Source organism: Geobacillus sp. GHH01 (assembly GCF_000336445.1).
GTDB classification, from domain to species: domain Bacteria; phylum Bacillota; class Bacilli; order Bacillales; family Anoxybacillaceae; genus Geobacillus; species Geobacillus zalihae.
On record NC_020210.1, the window covers coordinates 3,419,283 to 3,434,369 of the forward strand.

At 53.4% G+C, this 15,087-nt stretch carries 15 protein-coding genes; 1 reads left to right on the plus strand and 14 read right to left on the minus strand.

Annotation, left to right across the window (positions count from 1 at the left end):
* Nucleotides 1-14: 14 nt before the first annotated feature.
* From GHH_RS16890 to spoIIID, 3 genes are all read right to left on the minus strand, one after another.
* Nucleotides 15-845 carry a flagellar hook-basal body protein gene (locus tag GHH_RS16890; RefSeq protein ID WP_015376039.1) on the minus strand — a complete coding sequence of 277 codons (831 nt, stop codon included), beginning with the start codon at nucleotides 843-845 and terminating at the stop codon, nucleotides 15-17.
* 123 nt (nucleotides 846-968) lie between these two features.
* Nucleotides 969-1,970 carry a rod shape-determining protein gene (locus GHH_RS16895; RefSeq protein WP_015376040.1) on the minus strand — a complete coding sequence of 334 codons (1,002 nt, stop codon included), beginning with the start codon at nucleotides 1,968-1,970 and terminating at the stop codon, nucleotides 969-971.
* A 106-nt stretch (nucleotides 1,971-2,076) separates the two neighbouring features.
* Nucleotides 2,077-2,340, minus strand: a complete 264-nt coding sequence (gene spoIIID / locus GHH_RS16900) for a sporulation transcriptional regulator SpoIIID (RefSeq protein ID WP_011232801.1) — start codon at nucleotides 2,338-2,340, stop codon at nucleotides 2,077-2,079.
* Nucleotides 2,341-2,647: 307 nt separating this feature from the next.
* Between spoIIID and GHH_RS16905 the strand changes: the two genes are divergently transcribed.
* The gene (locus tag GHH_RS16905) at nucleotides 2,648-3,157 is read left to right on the plus strand and encodes a BsuPI-related putative proteinase inhibitor (RefSeq protein WP_015376041.1); all 510 of its coding nucleotides are present in this window, start codon (nucleotides 2,648-2,650) and stop codon (nucleotides 3,155-3,157) included.
* 209 nt (nucleotides 3,158-3,366) lie between these two features.
* Here GHH_RS16905 and GHH_RS16910 read toward each other — a convergent pair whose 3' ends face one another.
* From GHH_RS16910 to spoIID, 11 genes are all read right to left on the minus strand, one after another.
* Nucleotides 3,367-3,900: a chromate transporter gene (locus tag GHH_RS16910; RefSeq protein WP_015376042.1), complete on the minus strand. Its 534-nt coding sequence runs from the start codon at nucleotides 3,898-3,900 to the stop codon at nucleotides 3,367-3,369.
* Nucleotides 3,897-4,478, minus strand: a complete 582-nt coding sequence (locus GHH_RS16915) for a chromate transporter (protein WP_015376043.1) — start codon at nucleotides 4,476-4,478, stop codon at nucleotides 3,897-3,899. Before GHH_RS16915 ends, GHH_RS16910 begins: the two co-directional genes overlap by 4 nt.
* A 24-nt stretch (nucleotides 4,479-4,502) precedes the next feature.
* Nucleotides 4,503-6,107, minus strand: coding sequence for a gamma-glutamyltransferase family protein (locus GHH_RS16920; RefSeq protein ID WP_015376044.1), 1,605 nt, complete (start codon nucleotides 6,105-6,107; stop codon nucleotides 4,503-4,505).
* 12 nt (nucleotides 6,108-6,119) lie between these two features.
* On the minus strand, nucleotides 6,120-7,097 hold the full coding sequence (locus GHH_RS16925) for an ABC transporter ATP-binding protein (RefSeq protein ID WP_015376045.1): 978 nt from the start codon (nucleotides 7,095-7,097) through the stop codon (nucleotides 6,120-6,122).
* Complete coding sequence (locus tag GHH_RS16930; protein WP_015376046.1) at nucleotides 7,069-8,073, minus strand: ABC transporter ATP-binding protein; 1,005 nt, start codon at nucleotides 8,071-8,073, stop codon at nucleotides 7,069-7,071. Before GHH_RS16930 ends, GHH_RS16925 begins: the two co-directional genes overlap by 29 nt.
* Nucleotides 8,074-8,081: 8 nt before the next feature.
* Nucleotides 8,082-9,641, minus strand: a complete 1,560-nt coding sequence (locus tag GHH_RS16935; RefSeq protein WP_015376047.1) for a glutathione ABC transporter substrate-binding protein — start codon at nucleotides 9,639-9,641, stop codon at nucleotides 8,082-8,084.
* Nucleotides 9,642-9,681: 40 nt separating this feature from the next.
* Entirely contained in the window at nucleotides 9,682-10,584 is a 903-nt protein-coding gene (locus GHH_RS16940) for an ABC transporter permease (protein ID WP_015376048.1), read from the minus strand.
* 26 nt (nucleotides 10,585-10,610) lie between these two features.
* Complete coding sequence (gene nikB / locus GHH_RS16945) at nucleotides 10,611-11,552, minus strand: nickel ABC transporter permease (RefSeq protein WP_015376049.1); 942 nt, start codon at nucleotides 11,550-11,552, stop codon at nucleotides 10,611-10,613.
* A 376-nt stretch (nucleotides 11,553-11,928) separates the two neighbouring features.
* Nucleotides 11,929-12,378: an Lrp/AsnC family transcriptional regulator gene (locus GHH_RS16950; RefSeq protein WP_015376050.1), complete on the minus strand. Its 450-nt coding sequence runs from the start codon at nucleotides 12,376-12,378 to the stop codon at nucleotides 11,929-11,931.
* A 206-nt stretch (nucleotides 12,379-12,584) separates the two neighbouring features.
* Entirely contained in the window at nucleotides 12,585-13,472 is an 888-nt protein-coding gene (locus tag GHH_RS16955; RefSeq protein ID WP_013146592.1) for a M23 family metallopeptidase, read from the minus strand.
* A 173-nt stretch (nucleotides 13,473-13,645) separates the two neighbouring features.
* Nucleotides 13,646-14,677: a stage II sporulation protein D gene (spoIID, locus tag GHH_RS16960; protein ID WP_011232807.1), complete on the minus strand. Its 1,032-nt coding sequence runs from the start codon at nucleotides 14,675-14,677 to the stop codon at nucleotides 13,646-13,648.
* Between the last annotated feature and the right edge of the window lie 410 nt (nucleotides 14,678-15,087).

Below are 15,087 nucleotides of genomic sequence, written 5' to 3' on the forward strand. Positions count from 1 at the left end.
TCCTCCTTTTGTCATCATTTCAGGCGGCCGACTTCATTGACGGTCTTGTCCAAGCTGCGGTCGTACGCTTGGATGATTTTTTGGTTTGCTTCAAACGTGCGGTAAGCCGCGAGCAAGTCGGTCATCGTCCGCTCAATGTCGACGTTCGACCGCTCGAGAAAACGCTGTTTCACCGTATACGTCACATTGCCGAGCGCCTGCGGCAACGACCCTGTCGTGCTGCGGAATAAGCCGTTTCCTTCCTTGACCAACGTTTGCGGATTGGCGGCGAATGCAACGCCGAGACGGGTGGCCGTCCCATTCTCATCGATGATCGTTCCATCGTCGCGGACCGAGAACCGCTCGCTTGAGAGCGGAATGCGCTCGCCATTGGCATTAAGCACATACCAACCCTCTTGCGTCGTCAAGTAGCCGTCCGGGCTCAAGGTGAAATGACCGTTTCTCGTGTAGCGGACCTCGCCCTCACCTGTTTCGACGGCAAAAAACAGCGCGCCCCGCTGGCCGCTTGCCCGGTCGACGGGGACTTGTCCATCGACTAAGGCTACATCAGTGGAGAGACCGGTTTCTTTAATATCCCCTTGGCGGAAGTTCGGGATGAGTTCTTGCATATAGACGCCCGTAACGAGCGGCCCAATGACGGTTTGCGTCGGGATGGCGCGCCTTGAGGCGGTCGGGATCGGCTCGTCCTCGAGGCGGCTCATCAACAGTTCCGGAAACGCTCTCATCGCTCCTGCATCAGCTTTGTATCCCGGCGTTTCGGCGTTCGCCAAGTTGTTGGTCAGCATCTCGACGCGCCGCTCCTGGGCGAGCATGCCGCTCGCGGCGGTATACAATCCTCTTAGCATGACAGCTCCCTCGCTTGTCCATGAAAATTCGTGGCAGAAAGCCGCTGCCGGCGTTGGCGGGCGGCTTGTTGATTCCATTATAGGCGGGCGGGGGCGGCAGCCGCATCCCCCGCTTTTCCTTTTTTACACCAACTGCGATTTCGGCGCGCGGTCGATGTTCTCAAGCATCAGCCCGGTGCCAAGGGCGACGCAGTCCATCGGATTCTCCGCGACAAACACCGGAAGCTTCAGCTCTTCGGCAAGCAGCAAATCGATGCCATGCAAGAGGGCGCCGCCGCCCGTTAAGATGACGCCTCGGTCGATGATGTCGGCCGACAGTTCCGGCGGCGTGCGCTCGAGCACGCTTTTCGCGGCTTGTACAATCAAGGACACCGGCTCGCGAAGCGCCCGTTCGATCTCCTCCGAACGGACGGTGATCGTGCGCGGCAGTCCGGTGACGAGATCGCGGCCGCGGACGTCGATTTCTTCGGTCCGTGCGCCTGGGAATACCGTTGCGACCTTAATCTTGATTTCCTCGGCCGTTCGCTCCCCAATGAGCAGCTTATATTCGCGCTTGATGTAGTTTAAAATCTCCATATCAAACTTGTCCCCGGCCATTTTAATGGAAGAGGCGGTGACGATGTCTCCCATCGAGAGAACCGCGACGTCAGTCGTGCCACCGCCAATATCAACGACCATGTTTCCGCACGGCTGAAAAATGTCCATTCCGGCGCCAATGGCTGCGACTTTCGGCTCTTCCTCCAAGTACACTTTTTTGCCGCCGCTTTTTTCCGCTGCCTCTTTGATCGCTTTCCGTTCCACGGATGTTGTGTTCGTCGGGCAACAAATCAAAATGCGCGGTTTGGCGAAAAAGCCTTTTAGGTCGAGCTTGCTTAAGAAATGCTTCAGCATCGCTTCGGTAATGTCAAAATCCGCGATGACGCCGTCTTTGAGCGGCCGAATGGCAACAATATTCCCAGGAGTACGTCCGACCATTCGTCGTGCTTCTTCGCCGACTGCCAGCACTTTGTTCGTGTGTTTATCGATCGCCACGACGGACGGCTCATTGAGCACGATGCCTTTGCCTTTGACGAAAATGAGGACGTTCGCCGTGCCTAGGTCAATGCCGATGTCTCGTGAAAACATATGACTTGCTCCTCCTTGCCTCTGCCCTAAAATCATTCCTAATTGTTTATTCTACCATATTTGCCTCCCGGAATGATACTGCAAACGGCAGATGGCAAGGAAAAAGTCAGTTGTTTTTCACCGTCTGCTTTTTATACTTTTTCTTCGTTGCTTCCCCGCCGCGCAAATGGCGGATCGATTTATGGTAATCGAGAATTTGTTTGACTTCTTGGGCCAGTTCCGGGTTGATTTCCGGCAGCCGCTCGGTCAAGTCTTTATGCACGGTGCTTTTGGATACGCCAAATTCTTTCGCAATGACGCGAACGGTTTTCCTTGTCTCCACGATATACTTGCCAATCTTGATCGTACGCTCTTTGATGTAATCGTGCACACCACTCGCCCTCCCTAGGTTGGATGTGAGAAGTGAGAAGTGTGAAATGAGACTCGTCTTGCCACTGATGAGCGCCGCTTTCGTTGGATGTCTTAGAAGCGTCTTCATCGCGTCGCTTGCCGGTTGTGAACGATCCCCACCTCAACCACTCTCATTGCTGTTCAATTTGTAACATTTTATTAGACAAATCGGGCATATATACCAGAAATATCAAGGCGGACAACGGTTTTTTCACAATTTTTTTGCGGTTTGTAACGGAGAGAAAATGGGAAACGACTATAATAGAAAAGTCAAAGGAGGAGCGAGAATGGGAAACGGAAAGACGATCGGCATCATTGCGGCGCTCGTGGGAGCAGCAGCGGCGAGTGCGTTGTTCATGTACACAAACAGCAGTGATCAACCGCAGGCGAAAGACGATTTGCTTGGCCCCGCTCCGGCCGGCAAACCAGCGCCCGCGGGCGGAAAAGGCATCATCGCCGGGACGCTGGAGCCGTCGCTCACGTACGAAAGGCAAAACGATGCTTACGTGTTTACCTTTACGGTCAAAAACCAAACCGAACGCGTGCAAACAGTGACGTTTACGAGCTCGAAAAAGTATGACTACGTTTTATACCGCGATGGACAAAAGGTGAAGCAGTTCAGCGAAGGGAAGATGTTTGCGCAAATTTATGAGGAACGGACGTTAAAACAAGGCGAAGAGCTGTCGTTTCAGGAAACGTTCCGCGACCTAGAGCCGGGGACGTATACGCTTGAGTGGTGGCTCGCCGACCAAAACTGGCCGAACGCGCGGGCGACGGCGACGTTTACGGTCGAGTGAAGGCGCTTCCGATTTGCCTTCGCGGCTGTTGCCGCGCTCGCCATCCGGCGTCTAAATTAGGAAAACGCTCCTGTCCCGAGCGCTTTTTGCGGCCTTTTCCAACAGGAATTTCTGCATCGATGTTCTTTTTGCCCGCACTGCCACAAAAAGAGGGATGCTCACCCAAGGATGAAGCATCCCGTTGCAGCGCCGAAAGGATTTTCCCTGCATTAAGACAAAAAGAAAGCCCCGTACACAAGCGACAAGGCGATGACATACGCCGGGTGCAGGCGCCATTTGCCAAACATCAAAAAGGCGCTGGCGGCGGCAAGAAACACCGTTTGGCCGACCCCGGCTCCTTCGTACGACTCACGGAAAAGGTCGATCGCCATAATCCCGAGCATCACGGCGATCGCTGGGCGGATGTAGGCGGTGAGCCGCTTCACTTGCGGCGCGTCTTTCCATTTGTACAAGAGCCCAAGCAGCGCCAACAGCAAAACGAGCGACGGAGCGACGCTGGCAAACACGGCGACGGCGGCGCCAAGGACGCCGGCTTGTTCGTATCCGATATAACCTGCCATTTTCGTCGCAATGGGGCCGGGAAGAGAGTTGCCAAGCGCCAGCACCTCGCTGAATTCGTTGACCGTCATCCAGCCGTAGCGGTCAACGACCTCGTGCTCGATGAGTGGGATGGAAGCCGGGCCGCCGCCGTAGCCGAGAATGCCGGGCCAAAAAAAGGCGAGAAACAGCTGCCAATAGATCATGACGATGCCCTCCTTTCTCCGCCTTTGTCTCGATCCACCGCCTTCGGCTTGCTTCGGCCGACAAACGCCGCCACCAGCAAAATGGCAACGACAAGCGCCGGATGAAGGCCGAGCCACTGCAAGGCGACAAAGCAGGCCAACAGGAGCAGAGCGGCCGGCCAAATGCCGAGGGCGGCGCGCGCCTGCTTGGCGAACTGCCACGTCATTTCCGCCAACATGACCGCCACGACCGGCAACACCGCTTTTGTCATCCCGGCCACCCACGGCGTGTCTTTGAACGATGACAGCGCGGCCAGCAGCACGATCATCAGCACGACCGTCGGGGCGGTCGTCGCCAAGACGGCGTTCACTAAGCCGAGCGCGCCGCCGACACGGTAGCCGATATAGCCAGCGAGCTTCGTCGCGATCGGGCCGGGCAAGGCGTTGGCAATGGCGAGAATTTCCGCAAACTCTTCATCGGTCATCCACCGGTATTTTGTCACCACTTCGGCGCGCACGAGCGGGATCGAGGACGGCCCGCCCCCGTACCCGAGCATGCCGACGCGGAAAAACGCGAGAAACAAATGCCATTGGTTCATGTATGTCATTCCCTTACCGTTGGTTTACCAAGCGGCGACCGCGCCGTCCGTGCGCGGCTCCGTCCCGGCGGCGAGCACGCCGGTGTGCGGATCGCGCCAAATGATTTGCCCGCGGCCGAACGGACCGCCATCAAGTGCGACGCGGATGTCATGCCCTTTGCGGGCGAGCGCTTCGGCGATATGGCGCGGGAAGTGGGGCTCCACCAACACCGTTTTTCCTTCCACCCACTGCCAGCGGGGAGCATCGAGCGCCGCTTGCGGGTTCAAGTCAAAATCGATGGTGTTCATGATCACTTGCAAATGCCCTTGCGGCTGCATAAATCCCCCCATGACGCCGAACGGACCGACCGGCGTGCCGCCTTTGGTCAAAAAGCCAGGGATGATCGTATGATACGGCTTTTTCCGCGGCGCCAGCCCGTTCGGATGGCGTTCATCGAAGACAAAGTTATGGCCGCGGTTGTGCAGGGCGATGCCGGTGCCTGGGACGACGAGGCCCGAGCCAAAGCCCATGTAGTTGCTTTGAATATAGGACACCATATTCCCTTCGCCGTCGGCGGCGGCCAAATAGACCGTTCCGCCTTTTGGCGGCGTCCCCGGCTCCGGCGTCAGCGCCTCCTCGCCGATTTGCGCCCGGCGCGCGGCGGCAAACGACTCCGACAACAGCTCGTCTGGGCTGCAGCTCATATAGCGGCAGTCGGCGATGTACGCTTTCCCATCGGCAAAGGCCAGCTTCATCGCCTCGATTTGCCGGTGGTGCGTCTCGACATCCGGGACGCTCGGCACGTCAAACCCGTTCATGATGTTTAACGCCATTAAAGCCACAAGCCCTTGACCGTTCGGCGGAATTTCCCACACCTCATAGCCGCGGTAGGAGACGGAGATCGGCTCGACCCATTCCGGTTCGTACTCGGCGAGGTCGTCCGCCGCCAAAAAGCCGCCGTATTGCTTCGAGAAGGCCGCGATTTTTTCCGCCAGCTCGCCGCGGTAAAAGCTTTCCGCTTCCGTTTCGGCAATGGAGCGGAGCGTCGCCGCATGGTCCGGAGACGCCCACACTTCGCCGATCTTCGGCGCGCGGCCGCCCGGCGCAAACGTCGCAAACCAGGCGGCGAACTCCGGCCCGTTCAGCGATTCTTTGTACACCCGATAAGCGTTCGCCCAGTATTTGCCCAGCACCGGCGATACTGGGTAGCCGTTCTCTGCATAGGCGATCGCCGGAGCGAGCGTTTCGGCAAGCGGCAGGCGGCCAAAGCGCTTCGCCAGCGCCGCCCACGCCGCCGGCGCGCCCGGCACCGTCACCGGGGCGAATCCGTATTTCGGCATCTCGGTATAGCCGCGTTCTTTCAACGCTTCGATCGAAATCGCTTTTGGCGCATAACCGCTCGCATTCAGGCCGTACAGTTTCCCATTCGTCCAGACGAGAGCGAACGCATCGCCGCCGATGCCGTTCGATGTCGGCTCCACGACTGTCAGACAGGCGGCGGCGGCAATGGCGGCATCGATGGCATTGCCGCCTTTTTTCAACACATCAAGCCCCGCCTGCGCCGCGAGCGGCTGCGACGTTGCGACGACGCCGTTTTTCGCAAACACCGTCGTCCGCTGCGATGGGTATGGGTGGTATAGGTAGTCCATGGCAGTTCCTCCTTACTTCACTTCATGGCAAGCGACAAAATGACCTGGAGCCGCTTCTTTCCACTCCGGCCGCTCTTGTTTGCATCGTTCGGTCGCCACCGGGCAGCGCGTATGGAACGGGCATCCTTTTGGCGGGTTGGCCGGGTTCGGCAAATCCCCTTCAAGACGAATGCGCTCCCGCCTAGCGCCCGGCTTCGGCCGCGGAATGGCAGACAATAACGCTTTCGTATATGGGTGCAGCGGATTGGCGTACAGCTCCCGCGACGGAGCCAGCTCCACTGCATGGCCTAAATACATGACAAGCACCCGGTTGCAAAAATGACGAACGACCCCTAAATCGTGGGAGATGAACAAATACGTCAGTTCATGTTTTTCTTGGATGTCTTTTAACAGTTTAATGATTTGCGCTTGAACCGATACGTCCAACGCAGAGACCGCCTCATCGCAAATAACGAGCGACGGGTTTAAGGCGATCGCTCGGGCGATGCCGATCCGCTGTCGTTGCCCGCCGCTGAATTCATGCGGGTATCGGTCGTAATGTTCTGGGCGAAGCCCGACTTCTTGAAGCAAATGCAATACCCGCTCTTCGCGTTCGGCCTTTGTCATGTTCGTATGGATGATAAACGCTTCCTCCAAGGCATGTCCGATGCGTTGGCGAGGGTTGAGCGACGCGTACGGATCTTGAAACACCATCTGCATCTCTTTTTTCCATTTTTTGCGTTGCCGTTCCGGCAAGCGGCTGATCTCCTCACCCCGAAAGAAGATGGCGCCACCCGTCGCCTCTTCAAGGCCGAGAATCGTCCGACCGAGCGTCGATTTTCCGCATCCCGATTCACCGACGATGCCGACGCTTTCCCCAGCAAACACATCGAGAGAGACGTTTTCGACCGCTTTGACATAGCCTTGGATACGCCGCAGCAGTCCCCCTCTGATTGGGTAATATTTTTTGACGTTTTCCAGTTTAAGAAGTGGCTGCTTGGACTGGCTCATGGCTGTGGGCTCCCTCCTCTAGCCAGCAACGGACAGAATGGCTGGCGCTGATCGTTTTCTCTGGCGGCGGCGCCGTGCGGCATTGGTCGGTCGCAAACGGACAGCGCGGGTGGAAGCGGCAACCGTCAATTCGTTCGTGCAAGCTCGGTAGCGTCCCCGGAATCGGTTCAAGCGAATACTCCTCATCATCCACGCTTGGCACGGATTTCAACAACCCTTTTGTGTACGGATGGCGCGGGTTGGCGAAAATACTTTCGACATCGCCTTCTTCCACTTTCTCACCAGCATACATGACCATCACTCGATCCGCCATTTCCGCGACTACGCCCATGTCATGAGTGATCAAAATGACGGCCATATTCAATTTTTGTTTCAACTCATTGATCAAATCCAAAATTTGTGCCTGAATGGTCACATCCAAAGCAGTTGTCGGTTCATCCGCAATGAGCAAGCTCGGATGACAGGCAAGCGCCATGGCGATCATGACACGTTGCCTCATCCCGCCGCTCAACTCATGCGGGTATTGTTTCATTCGCTTTTCCGGAAACGGGATGCCGACTTGCTTGAGCAGTTCAATGCTTCGTTCGTGCGCTTCCCGTTTCGACAGTTTTTGATGAAGCATCAATGGCTCACGAAGTTGATAACCAACTGTAAACACAGGGTTGAGCGCTGTCATTGGTTCTTGGAAAATCATCGAGATTTCATTGCCGCGAATGCGGCGCAACTCTTCTTTCGGCAATTTCACCAAGTCGCGTCCTGCAAACTCAATCGATCCGCTCTCAATCTTCCCGTTGTTGGGAAGCAACCCCATAATCGACAGCGAGGTGATGCTTTTCCCGCACCCTGATTCGCCGACAATGCAGAGTGTTTCTCCTTTGCGGACGGAAAAAGAAACCCCCCGCACGGCGGAGACTTTTCCCTCCGCCGTGCTGAAGGTCGTGACAAGGTTCTCGACACGCAACAATGTTTCAGCCATGCTATCCCCTACTCTCTATGAACGTGATAGAGCGACCATTGTCCTGTCGGATCGATCTCCAATCCTTTCACCGATTGATCAACAGCCGCCGTCACGACGCCATGGTTCATGACAACAACGGCAGCATCTTTCAACAAGAATTCATTCGCTTTTTTCAACTTTTGTTTCCGCACTTCTGGATCGATCGTCGTACGTGATTCTTCGACAAGTTTGTCAAAGGTTGGGTTGCTGTAGAATGTACGGTTCGATACACCTGCGTTTTTTGAATGGAAGTTTGGATAGAACAGCTCGCTGCCATCTGCCGTACTATTGGTCCACCCAAGGAATGTGATATCGTATTTTCCTTGCTTTGTCGCGTCAAGGAAGGTTCCCCATTCCATCGATTCAATTTCAGCGTTAATGCCGACTTCTTTCAATTGCGCTTGGACGATCTCAGCCATTTTCATATAGCTTGCTGTGTTGGCGACGAGAATTGTAATTTTTGTGCCTTTATATCCGTGTTTCTCGATTAATTGTTTTGCTTTTTCCGGATCGTAGCTGTAAGCGACGTTTTCCGACGCTTCATCATAGCCGAACACTTTCGGACCGATGACGCTGTTTGATTTCACCCCAAGCCCTTTCAGCTGCTGGATATACTCATCTTTGTTGATCGCATAGGAAACCGCTTGACGGAAGGCAAGCTCGTTCATCGGTTTCTTTTTCATATTAAAGCCTAAATAGTAGACTGGTGTGCCTTCCTTTTTGATCAGCTGAACATTTTTCATCGATTCGACGCGGGACAACTGTTCAGCCGGGATATTGTCGATAAATTGCACATCGCCCGTTTGCAGCATCGAAATCGCCGTCGTCACTTCCGGAACAACTTTGAACGTCACTTTTTCCAACTTCGGCGCCCCTTGCCAATAGTCATCGTTTTTCTCTAATGTCACATGGTCGCCCGGCACCCATTCAACAAATTTAAACGGGCCAGTGCCGACCGGCTGTTTCATTAAATCTTGTTTTTGATCAGCCGTCGGACTGACAATGGAAGCGTTCGTATGCGACAAGGCCGCCAACATCGGACCATACGGGTATTTCGTTTTGATCACTACCGTGTAATCATCTTTCACTTCCACCGATTCGACCGGTTCAAGAAGCGATGCCCTTGGCGCCGCTGTCTTCGGGTCTCTTAGTTTATCAAACGTATACTTGACCGCTTCCGCATTAAAGTCGGTGCCGTCATGGAATTTAATTCCTTTTTTCAATTTGATGACCCACGTCTTATCATCCGGAGTTTCATACGATTCCGCCAAATGCGGCTTGATTTCCATCGTCTCCGGATCACGGACGAACAACGTTTCATACACTTGCTCGATAACGGCAGACGAGACGGAATCGTTCGTTAGAATCGGCGAAAGGCCAACGACGTCAGATGTCGTCGCATACGTCAATTCCTGGGCGACGGTTCCTTTCCCTTGCGAACTGGACGAGGCGTTGTTAGAAGCGGATTTGCCTCCGCATCCAGCCAGTGCTCCAGAAATGGCAAGCATGAGAACAAGCAAGACGTAAGACCAATACTTCTTTTTCACTGTTCCTTCCCTCCAAAACGGTTTATTTATTTATGTTTGATTAATTGATATCCATGTTCGGATCCAGCGCATCGCGCAATCCGTCGCCAACGACGTTAAAAGCGAAAACGACGAGCATAATCGCGATGCCCGGGACGATCGTCATATGCGGCGACGTCCACATAAACGCTTGTCCGGCGGCAATCATGGCGCCCCACTCCGGCGTCGGCGGCTGAGCGCCGAGCCCCAAATAGCTGAGCGAGGCAGCAGATAAAATGGCCGTTGCCATGCGCATCGTCGCAAACACAATGATCGGCGCCAAACAGTTTGGCAAAATATGCTTGATGATAATGCGGGCGTTGCTTGCCCCGAGCGCTTTCATCGCTAAAATATATTCGCGATTTTTTACTGACAAGACACTGCCACGGACGATGCGGGCGCATGTTGGGATCGACCAAATACTGATGGCGATCGCCACATTCATCAAGCCAGTGCCTAAAATGGCGATGATGAGCATGGCAAGCAAAATGCCCGGAAACGCAAACAGCAAGTCGACAATCCGCATGATCAGTCCGTCGAGTTTTTTATAATACCCTGCCAACAGGCCGAGCGCCACCCCACCGATCAGCCCTAAGCTGACGGAAACGATGCCGACAACGAGGGAAATGCGGGCGCCATAGACGATGCGACTCCAAATATCCCGCCCGTAGTTATCGGTTCCAAGCCAATGTCCATCAGAAAAAACCGGAAGCTCAGCCGCTGACAAATTTTGCTTTATCGGATCATGGGTGGCGAGCCACGGGGCGAAGATGGCCATGAGTACTTGAATAGCGATGATGACAAGCCCCACAACTGCTAACTTGTTTTTCAACAACCGCTTGATCGTGGTGATGTACATTTTTTCTTTCTTGCGTCCAAGGCCGGCTGTGGCATGGCCTGTATTCACCGCTGCACCGGTTTCCATCGATTTTCCCCCTTTCTATCGTTCTTTTAATCGTAACTAATACGCGGGTCGATAAACGTATAAATAATGTCAACAATCAGGTTGACTAAGACAAACAACGTAGCAACAAGCAAGACGGAGCCTTGCACCATCGGGAAGTCCCGGGCGGCAATGGCTTGCACCATCAGGCGGCCGACGCCGTTAATGGCAAAAACCTGTTCGGTGATGATCGTCCCGCCGAGCAAAAAGCCAAAGTTTAGACCAATAACAGTAATGACTGGAATCATGGCGTTGCGCAAGGCATGCACCCAAATGACCGTCCGCTCTCTTAAGCCTTTGGCCCGTGCTGTCCGAATAAAGTCGGCTCGGATGACCTCGAGCATCGACGAACGGCTCATTCTCGCAATCATTGCTGCTGACCCGGTCCCAAGCGTAATGGCCGGCAGCACCAGCTGCTTCAACCCTTCTGCCGTATAAAACGGCTGATCCAGCCCGCCGACTGGAAGCAACTGCAAGTTGACCGCGAAAATTAAAATGAGTACGGTGCCAAGCCAAAAGTTCGGGATCGAAATGCCTACCAAAGCAAACGCGGTGCTGGAGACGTCAAACCATGAATTTTGCCGGATGGCAGAAATAATGCCGGCGACAACACCGATGATCACCGCGACGATAATGCTGGCGATGGCTAGCTTAAGCGTGTTCGGAAACCGCGTCATGATCGCGTCCCACACCGGCTGCTTCGTTTGGTACGAATAGCCGAGATCGCCATGAAACAGCCCGTTCATGTAGCGGCCATACTGGACAAGGAATGGGTCGTTAAGCCCTAAATCTTCGCGGATGGCCTCGATGTCTGACTGTGATGCGGTCGGGCCAGCAATGATCGTTGCTGGGTCCCCCGGAGCGATATACATGCTCGTAAAGACGAGGAACGAGATGCCGACCAATAGGAGGATAAGCTGAAAAAATCTTCTGACAATCATCCCTGCCATCATACTCACTCCTTTCCGTTGTTTATATAAAAGAGAATTTTATATTCATTTGTTAATTAAAACCAAATTGATATTTAACAAAGTTAATTTTTATTTCGTTTTTTATGATTATATAGGAATTCGAATCATTTTTCTACATAATTCTCTAAAAAAAAAATTGAATTTTTTGGCTCTTCACCAAAAGTTGTACTTGATTTTTTCTGAACATCCCCTATTTACGCTTGTGAGGGAACATCAGCACTTTTTGCCTATCCTTGTCAGGAAACCGTTGTCAAGTACATGTTGTGGTGAAGAGCCAATTTTTTATTATGAATAAAAAAACGCCCCTTTACGGGACGCTTTTTACCGGGTTTCACGGCCCTGCCAGAGGCGGCCGCTACAACTTCAACCCCGTCCGGCTCTTGAAGCGGCGAAGCAAAATATGGCTTTCGACTCTCGTGATGCCTTCTAACGCATACAGCTCATTGTTGATGAATTTTTCGAGGGCGGCAAAATCTTCAACGAGAACGTGCATATGGAGCGTGCTCGGACCGGTCATTTGGTAGCAGCTCGCTACATTCGGGTTTTCGGCCAGCTTTTGCGCTACTTCGACCAAATACGCTGGTTCACAGTCGACCTCGAAAAACGCTGAAACTTGCTTGCCGAATTTCTCTGAATTGATGACAACGGTGAACTTTTCAATCACACCGTGCTTGACGAGCTGATTGACCCGCTCGCGGACGGCGACGCGCGAAAGGTTCAGCTTTTTGCCGATGTCGACGTACGACATGCGGCCATCTTCAATCAACAGTTCAAGAATTTTGCGGTCGATGTCATCTAGTTTCATCGCCTTGTCACCCGCCTAGCATCCATTTTTCTATCATTATAACGGCTCTAGCATGAGGTTAAAAGCTTTTTCAATCCCCGTCCGCACCCCCTGCGGTGCAAAAGTCTCGTGAAACGACGATGAAAAAAGACCCGCCCGCTTGTCTTGGCAAACGGACAGGCCTTTTCGTCGCGTTTTTCGTTTCCTCTTGCTCGACGCCTTGTCGATTACGCTCTTGCCATGCCGATCGAGGCGTCTGGCGTTTTGTAGGATGAAGCATCGTTGTTTTCGTCTTGATGGTTGTCGCTTGGCGTCGTCGAATGGTCGTCAGCCGATGGTTGTTCATTCGCTGGGTTTTCGTCTGTCGGCGCTGTTTCGTCACTTGGCATCAATTCTTTTTCCTTGTTCGTGGCGGCGCGATCGGTTCCCGTTTTGTCTTCCGCTTTGTCAGTCAAAGCCGTCAACGGTTTGTCGACATAGTCGATCGGGTTGACCGCCCGGCCGTCTTTGCGAATTTCAAAATGGACGTGGATGCCGGCTTCTTTGTTGAATTCGCTTTGCCCTGCCTTGCCGATCACTTCACCTTGTTTCACCGTGTCGCCGGCTTCGACTTTCACATCAGCGAGCGATTGATAGACGGTCGTGACCCCTTGTTCATGATTGATTTCGACAACATAGCCCAAAATCGGGTCTTTTTCCGCTTTCGTCACCGTGCCGCTTAAGGAAGCGGTGACATCAAACGTTTTGCCGTCTTGGCGCACAAGATCGATGCCTTGGTTCGGGTGGTACGTATGATCATAAAAGACGAGGGCTGCTTCCTGTTCTGCTTCGGATGCTTTGTCATCGTAGAACGGCGTTTTCACTTGCACCGCATTTGGATCAAGCACCGGCATCGCAATCGTTTCGACCGTTTCATTGACCGGAACAGCCGGATTTTCTTGCTGGGCGGTGCCGTTTTTCGCCACGTTGTCTCTGCCCGTATTCTCCTCTTTGCCCAATTGGAACCAAAGCGCACCAGCGACGATCAATGCGGCAGACGATAAATAGATGGCCGGAAATACCCAGCGTTTGCGGAACAGACGCTTCAGCGACGATTGTTTTTGTTCCTCTCTCATGTTCATCACCTCAGCAACCATTTTGAACAGAAAGAGGAAAAGATATACACATAGAAAATAATTTTTTCACTTATTTTTTGACATTCGGCTAGATTTTATACAAAAAATGAGGGGCGTCTCCCTGCCGTTTGCCCCGAACATTTGACAGAAAAACCGGGGCGCAGAACCCCGGTTCATCCATTTTTCGCGGTCAATTTGTTTAAAAACGCCGTCGCCGACGAAATATGGACGCCGCGGTAATAATATTTAACGATGTCGGCGTACGTTTTCCCTTCTTTGGCCATAAAGTTGGCTCCGTATTGGCTCATGCCGACGCCATGGCCGTAGCCTTTTGTCGTAATGATGATGTCATCTCCGTTGCGCACCCAGGTGAAATCACTCGACGGCAATCCGAGCCGTTCGCGCACATCGCGGCCCGTAAACGTCTTGCCGCCAATCTTCACTTCGCCGACGCGGCGGCCGGGAGTGCGCGATACAATGACGCCGACTGAGCCGTCAGCGGGCAGTTCGACCCCCAGTCTTCGCTCGAATTCCGCCACTGGCATCGTTTTTCGCTGGTAAAACTTCGGGGATTGTTTGTCCCATGGGCTGGCGACACTTTTTAAATACGGAAAATCGCTTTGCCAATAGGCTTCCGAATTTTCCGTATAGCCGTTGCTTGTCGAAAAAAACAGCGCCTCGATCGGCTCATTGTTGTATGTCAAAATTTGCCCTTGCGTGTCCATCACCGCTTTTGTCACTTTTTTCATTTTCCAATCGTAGTCGCTGCCCCATAGTTTTCGCAGTTCGTCATCGCTGTAATAGACTTGATGAGCCACCGTGTCGGTCACATTCGCTCCTTTTGGCAGGCGAAACGGCTGGTTGGCGAGCAATTGCTTCACGATGTACGTTCTTGCCGTCAACGCTTGCGCCTTTAATGCCTCGAGTTCAAATTCGGCCGGCATTTCCGCCGCAACGACGCCGATGACGTATTGCTCGAGGGGAATATGTTCGACGCGTTGTTCTTTGCTTCGATAGACCGCCACGTCGATGGACGGCCCTTCGGCTGCCTGCGACCGTTGGACTTGTTCTTGCTTGTGCAGTTGTTCGGCCAATTTGGCCACCTTCCCGTCATAAAATGGAAGAACGAGCGCCGTCGGAATGACGAGGATGGCGACAAACAGCGAGAGAGCGAGCGCCATCACCGGTTTCAGTCGTTTCACCATAGCCGAGCCCCCAATATGCATTTTCCAAGCACAAGCGGACATCGCGAATGAATGCCTGCGTTGGCTTCGGTTCGTTACTATAGTTATGGGCTCGGACAAGTATATATGACAGTTTTCTTTCCAGCCAAAACCTTCATGAGCGCGTTTCGCACTCCGCCTAAAAGGCTGGTGAAAAACAACGGATTCGCTCAGTTTGTGAGAAATCGCAAGGAATGACGCTATGGTGTTGCAAGGTTTTTCCATTTGAGAAACACTGTTGGAGAACAGCATTTCCCCTTAAATCGCCAGCCTGCTAAACATGAAGCCGTTGAAAAAAGTCGGTGACTGAATAGGGGCGATGGAACAAGGGGGTTCTCGAAAGCACATGTTTCACCACCGTCGCGACTTGCTTCGCGCGATGCGATCAAGCT

What these genes read in the sequence shown, in the direction of transcription:
- GHH_RS16930 (WP_015376046.1), bottom strand. Translation starts at nt 8,073, where the DNA reads ATGGCTGAAACATTGTTGCGTGTCGAGAACCTTGTCACGACCTTCAGC.
- GHH_RS16910 (WP_015376042.1), bottom strand. Translation starts at nt 3,900, where the DNA reads ATGATCTATTGGCAGCTGTTTCTCGCCTTTTTTTGGCCCGGCATTCTC.
- nikB (WP_015376049.1), bottom strand. Translation starts at nt 11,552, where the DNA reads ATGGCAGGGATGATTGTCAGAAGATTTTTTCAGCTTATCCTCCTATTG.
- GHH_RS16905 (WP_015376041.1), top strand. Translation starts at nt 2,648, where the DNA reads ATGGGAAACGGAAAGACGATCGGCATCATTGCGGCGCTCGTGGGAGCA.
- GHH_RS16955 (WP_013146592.1), bottom strand. Translation starts at nt 13,472, where the DNA reads ATGAGAGAGGAACAAAAACAATCGTCGCTGAAGCGTCTGTTCCGCAAA.
- GHH_RS16925 (WP_015376045.1), bottom strand. Translation starts at nt 7,097, where the DNA reads ATGAGCCAGTCCAAGCAGCCACTTCTTAAACTGGAAAACGTCAAAAAA.
- GHH_RS16950 (WP_015376050.1), bottom strand. Translation starts at nt 12,378, where the DNA reads ATGAAACTAGATGACATCGACCGCAAAATTCTTGAACTGTTGATTGAA.
- spoIID (WP_011232807.1), bottom strand. Translation starts at nt 14,677, where the DNA reads ATGGTGAAACGACTGAAACCGGTGATGGCGCTCGCTCTCTCGCTGTTT.
- GHH_RS16940 (WP_015376048.1), bottom strand. Translation starts at nt 10,584, where the DNA reads ATGGAAACCGGTGCAGCGGTGAATACAGGCCATGCCACAGCCGGCCTT.
- GHH_RS16920 (WP_015376044.1), bottom strand. Translation starts at nt 6,107, where the DNA reads ATGGACTACCTATACCACCCATACCCATCGCAGCGGACGACGGTGTTT.
- GHH_RS16890 (WP_015376039.1), bottom strand. Translation starts at nt 845, where the DNA reads ATGCTAAGAGGATTGTATACCGCCGCGAGCGGCATGCTCGCCCAGGAG.
- GHH_RS16915 (WP_015376043.1), bottom strand. Translation starts at nt 4,478, where the DNA reads ATGAACCAATGGCATTTGTTTCTCGCGTTTTTCCGCGTCGGCATGCTC.
- GHH_RS16895 (WP_015376040.1), bottom strand. Translation starts at nt 1,970, where the DNA reads ATGTTTTCACGAGACATCGGCATTGACCTAGGCACGGCGAACGTCCTC.